Origin of the sequence: Microcystis sp. M179S2 (assembly GCF_020245805.1) — a bacterium.
Classification (GTDB): domain Bacteria; phylum Cyanobacteriota; class Cyanobacteriia; order Cyanobacteriales; family Microcystaceae; genus Microcystis; species Microcystis aeruginosa.
This window is the reverse complement of record NZ_JADBUE010000377.1, coordinates 1-4,319: the sequence shown is the minus strand read 5'-3', so window position 1 is coordinate 4,319 and position 4,319 is coordinate 1. Positions and strand designations below refer to the sequence as shown.

At 42.3% G+C, this 4,319-nt stretch carries 6 protein-coding genes and 1 pseudogene; 5 read left to right on the top strand and 2 right to left on the bottom strand.

Annotated elements, in window-relative coordinates:
* Together IM500_RS23490 and IM500_RS23485 are read right to left on the bottom strand one after the other, a co-directional pair.
* A pseudogene (locus tag IM500_RS23490) lies at positions 1-202 on the bottom strand (DUF6933 domain-containing protein); the annotation flags it as partial.
* Positions 203-539: 337 nt separating this feature from the next.
* Positions 540-1,358: a carbon-nitrogen hydrolase family protein gene (locus tag IM500_RS23485; protein ID WP_008207396.1), complete on the bottom strand. Its 819-nt coding sequence runs from the start codon at positions 1,356-1,358 to the stop codon at positions 540-542.
* Between the two features lie 86 nt (positions 1,359-1,444).
* Between IM500_RS23485 and IM500_RS23480 the strand changes: the two genes are divergently transcribed.
* From IM500_RS23480 to IM500_RS23460, 5 genes are all read left to right on the top strand, one after another.
* The gene (locus tag IM500_RS23480; RefSeq protein WP_287739632.1) at positions 1,445-2,077 is read left to right on the top strand and encodes an HAD-IB family phosphatase; all 633 of its coding nucleotides are present in this window, start codon (positions 1,445-1,447) and stop codon (positions 2,075-2,077) included.
* A 461-nt stretch (positions 2,078-2,538) separates the two neighbouring features.
* A complete protein-coding gene (locus IM500_RS23475) occupies positions 2,539-3,333 on the top strand; it encodes a PEP-CTERM sorting domain-containing protein (protein ID WP_190721972.1) in 795 nt (264 codons plus the stop codon).
* 113 nt (positions 3,334-3,446) lie between these two features.
* Entirely contained in the window at positions 3,447-3,686 is a 240-nt protein-coding gene (locus tag IM500_RS23470; RefSeq protein WP_190721974.1) for a hypothetical protein, read from the top strand.
* 6 nt (positions 3,687-3,692) lie between these two features.
* Positions 3,693-3,926, top strand: coding sequence for a hypothetical protein (locus IM500_RS23465; protein ID WP_002745620.1), 234 nt, complete (start codon positions 3,693-3,695; stop codon positions 3,924-3,926).
* 153 nt (positions 3,927-4,079) lie between these two features.
* Complete coding sequence (locus tag IM500_RS23460; RefSeq protein ID WP_190721976.1) at positions 4,080-4,307, top strand: hypothetical protein; 228 nt, start codon at positions 4,080-4,082, stop codon at positions 4,305-4,307.
* The last annotated feature ends 12 nt before the right edge of the window (positions 4,308-4,319 follow it).

Here is a 4,319-nt window from a genome sequence, read left to right as displayed (position 1 = left end):
GAGCGATAATTCCCTTAATTCCCTGCTTGTACGAAGAAATTAAGGTGTATAAACTCTTTTCCTGAGTAATGAGAAAAATACCTCTCTTCCTGAGATCGAGGACATCAATTCGCCAAGCATTATTATCGGCGATAAAATCTTCTCTTGACTGCACTTCTCGTTGAAGTCTTTCGGCCGCTTTGCTTGATAAAATCAGATTCATCTCTAAAAATAAAGTTAATTATTTAATATTATAAACCAACTAGATTTTTGGTTCTTCGTTACTTGGTATGGTTCGATAGGGGGGCATAAATGGACTAAATCCTTATCTGGCAAGAGATTTAATTGATTAGTTCGCTCTAGATCGAAAACAATTAACAAAAATCGCCAAATGTCTTTCTCTATAAGAGTTTAATTCCTTATAACCCTGTACATTGCATAAGACAAACCGAAGAACCCTAATTAGGTTTGAGATTCGGCCCTTGCTATCAGGGAGCAATGTTACGCGAAAAAACCGAGTTAAATCCCAAAATTAGGCGTTAAAATTGTCGAATCGAATTTTAAACAAAAACACGATGCTGTAGGGAAGGCATTTGTCGTCGCACCTGTTGCAGACGTTGGGGATTAATTTCGGCAATTGCCACTCCCGCTTCTTCCCCCGCATCGGCTAAAACCACACCCCAAGGATCGATAATCATAGCGTGACCGTGGGTGTAACGGCGTTCGTAATTATTGCCCGTTTGAGCGGGAGCTATTATATAACAAGTATTCTCGATCGCTCGCGCTTGTAACAAAACTTTCCAATGATCTTTCCCTGTAAAAGCCGTAAAGGCCGCGGGTACAAATAAAACATCGGCTCCTTGCTGCGATAAATAGCGATAGAGTTCGGGAAAACGCACATCATAGCAAATCGAGAGGCCAATTTTGCCCAAGCTATCGGAGCCATAAATCGGCGGTAAATCGATTCCTGCCATGACTGTACTCGATTCCTGATAGGTGTTACCATCCGGGACATTGACATCAAAAAGATGGACTTTTTGATAACGGGCTAATTCCGCACCGTTGCCATCGACTAAAATAGCGGTATTATAAGCCTTATCGGGAATACCCGTCACCGGCACGGGAAAACCACCCCCTAAAATGGTCACTTGAAACCGTTGGGCCATGGTGCGGAGGAATTTATCGGCTTTTCGAGCAATAGTCTCGGCCTGGGCGATTTTATCGGTTTCTGCCCCCATAAAGGCGAAATTTTCTGGTAAACCGATTAATTCCGCCCCTTTACCCACGGCAAGTTCGATCAATTCTTCAGCGGCAGCGAGATTTTTCTCTAAATCTGGCTGACTGGTCATTTGAATGGCGGCGGCGAGATAGGATTTCATGGGGGTTGAAGCTCTAGAGTCGGATAATCTCTGTAAAATTAATCATAACCTTCGATTATATCCAATTTCAGATATTTTGTCACCCCATGAGTAAAATTGTTTTCTGTGACTTTGATGGCACTATCACCGCCGTGGAAACTTTTGCGGGTATGCTCAAAGAATTCGCCCCCGATTTATCGGCCCAAATTATGCCCCAAATGTACGCCCGCACTCTGACTCTGCGCCGGGGTGTCCGTCAACTGCTAGAGTCGATACCGAGCCAAAAATACGCCGATATTCTTGCCTATGCCGAAAGCAAGCCAATTCGCCCCGGATTAGCCGAATTCCTCGCTTTTTTACAGGAGCAATCCATCCCTTTTATTATTATCTCCGGTGGCATCCAAGGCATGATTGAAACGGTCTTAAAACGGGAGGGACTATTAGATAAGGTGACGGCAATTTATGGGGTCAATCTTCATACTCAAGGGGAATATTTGCAAGTTCATTCCGATTGGGAAAATGAGACAGAATTAGTAGCTAAAGCCTTGATTATGGCCAAATATTCGGGAGTAAAAACTATTGCGATCGGTGATTCCGTTACCGATATTACCATGGCTAGAAGGGCCGATCTAGTTTTTGCTAGGGATCGTTTAATCGATTATCTGCAAGCGGAAAATCAACCCTATATTCCTTGGGATAACTTTTTTGAGATTCGCGAATATCTGTTATTGAGAGATTAGGGATTAGCTGTTATAAGTAATGGTTAGGATAGGCAAGAGGCAATGATTTTCGCCGTCTCATTCCCAAGCTCCGCCTGGGAATGATTTTTGAAGGCTCTGCCTTCTGTAAAGATTACTCAGGAGGCAGAGACTCTCATTAAACATTTCTAGGCAGAGCCTAGAAACGAGAGATTCTAATAATCCAAGACTAACCCGTTAAAAGATTTTTTTACTAGCCTACTCTCAAGGGTAACAATAATTATAAATTTTTGTAAATTTGTGTTGGTTTACACTTGACAAAATCGGGGGGGGTAGAATCCCGTTATGGCTCTGTTTTGTCATTAAAGAAACTAACTTAAAATTTAGTGATTGGCAATTTTGAAAAAACCAGTCTTTCTCCCTTGCCAATGTCGCTTAATTTGAGATTTTCTCCTTTAAAGGTCAGTCAGAACATTTGTTTGTTTTGAGGAAAATTTCTGGATATGAAAACTTCGATTGCGAGCAAACAAAGCTCATTATCAATATCAATCAAGGCTAGTATCGCCGCTGCTGCTCTATTGGCAGTCAGCAGTCCTGCCCATGCTTACAGCATCTATTTTGGCCAAGACATAAACAATCAAGGTGGCTCCACTCGCATACCATATGCTAATGCCCAAGCGGCTGAGAATAGCTTCCGCTCTAATTTAATGGGTGTGGGTACAGAAACGTTTGAATCTTTTCAGGCTGGAACCACTACTCCCCTAAATTTAACTTTCCCAGGTTCTACCGGAAGTATCACTGCCACTCTAAGCGGAGGAAATGGAACAATAGTTTCAGTTCCCACTGGGACTAACGGAGCCGGACGCTATCCCATTTCCGGGGATAAGTTCTGGGAAGTATCAGCCGGTGGTGGTGGCAACTTTGAGGTGAATTTCAGTCAACAGGTAGCTGCTTTTGGCTTCTACGGCGTGGACATCGGCGATTTTGGGGGTCAGATCCAGTTACAGCTAACGAATGGAACCACAACAACAGTGACTGTTCCTAACACCATCGGCAGTAATGGCAGTACGGATGGCTCGGTGCTTTTCTATGGTCTGATGGCTAGTAATGCCGCTGAAACGTTCACAAAAGTGAGTTTTCTCACAACCACTGGTCAAGGTGATGTCTTTGTTTTCGACAACCTGATAGTTGGAGATTTTAAACAAATGAACAAAACTCCCGAACCTGCTTCAGTCTTGGGTTTACTCGCCATTGGTGGTTTAGGTGCGGGTTCAGTCTTGAAGCGCAAATTAAAATAAAAAACTGGTAAATCTAGCCTTAAATTGGCAGTGATCGCACTTTATCAATAGAGCGCGATCGCTTTTTTGGGGAGACATTCCAGATTTTTATTAATCTTTGTTAGAATGATGAGATGGGTAATGGCTTTGAGTTGATTGGAGAACTAACAGAAATAGAGATTATCGCCGCCAACCTCTCTATTCGTGAACTCAGAAGGCTAAAAGCGCAGTTTGGGGGTCGTCGATGGCGAAAGCTAAAAGGAGTCGGCTTAGTTCAATTTCCTAATGGAGAAATCCGCAAAGCTGAACTACACTGGTATGAGTCTCAAGGTATTGGTCGGCGAAAAATGAAAGTTAAACGAGTTTTGGACTAAATATTTATGCAAACACCAGCATCTAACATTGAATTTGCTATCTGTATTACCGCTGAAGAAGGCGGAGATTTAGAAGTTTGTAAACTTTATCAAGTGTTACCTGATGCTAAAGCGCAAGAGGTGGGATGTTTGCGAGTGATTGATGAATCTGGTGAAGATTATTTGTATCCAGAAAATCATTTTGTCATAATAAAACTTCCTGAAACGGTACAAGTCCAGTTATTAGCAGTCCGCCCTTAAATAGCGAGTAAATTATCTGGGCGTTGCTGATAATAAACGACTTAAGCTGCAATACTGACCTTAGAAGTGATCGCCCTCTATAAATATAGCGTGATAGCTTTTTTTGTGTTAGAATAAAGGAAACCATAGCGTTTTGATTGGCTTAGACTTTTTATGCAATCTGATCTTTTCCAGACGACTCAACTTCCTTCAGATGAAGAGATTAAACAAGCGATCGCATCTGCAGCTGAGGAACTCTTAAGGCAGCTTAATCCAGATTATCTCATTTGTCAGAAAACATCGGTCATTCGCTTTGCAGATATCCCTCTTTCTGAACAGCAGGCACTAGAGCAAGCGTTAGCAGAACAAGCGCAGGGTAAAATTATCAAACATCGATTTTAACGTAAGAGGGCG

Coding starts and splice junctions, on each gene's coding strand:
- IM500_RS23460 (WP_190721976.1), top strand. CDS start 4,080: ATGCAATCTGATCTTTTCCAGACGACTCAACTTCCTTCAGATGAAGAG.
- IM500_RS23485 (WP_008207396.1), bottom strand. CDS start 1,358: ATGAAATCCTATCTCGCCGCCGCCATTCAAATGACCAGTCAGCCAGAT.
- IM500_RS23480 (WP_287739632.1), top strand. CDS start 1,445: ATGAGTAAAATTGTTTTCTGTGACTTTGATGGCACTATCACCGCCGTG.
- IM500_RS23465 (WP_002745620.1), top strand. CDS start 3,693: ATGCAAACACCAGCATCTAACATTGAATTTGCTATCTGTATTACCGCT.
- IM500_RS23475 (WP_190721972.1), top strand. CDS start 2,539: ATGAAAACTTCGATTGCGAGCAAACAAAGCTCATTATCAATATCAATC.
- IM500_RS23470 (WP_190721974.1), top strand. CDS start 3,447: ATGGGTAATGGCTTTGAGTTGATTGGAGAACTAACAGAAATAGAGATT.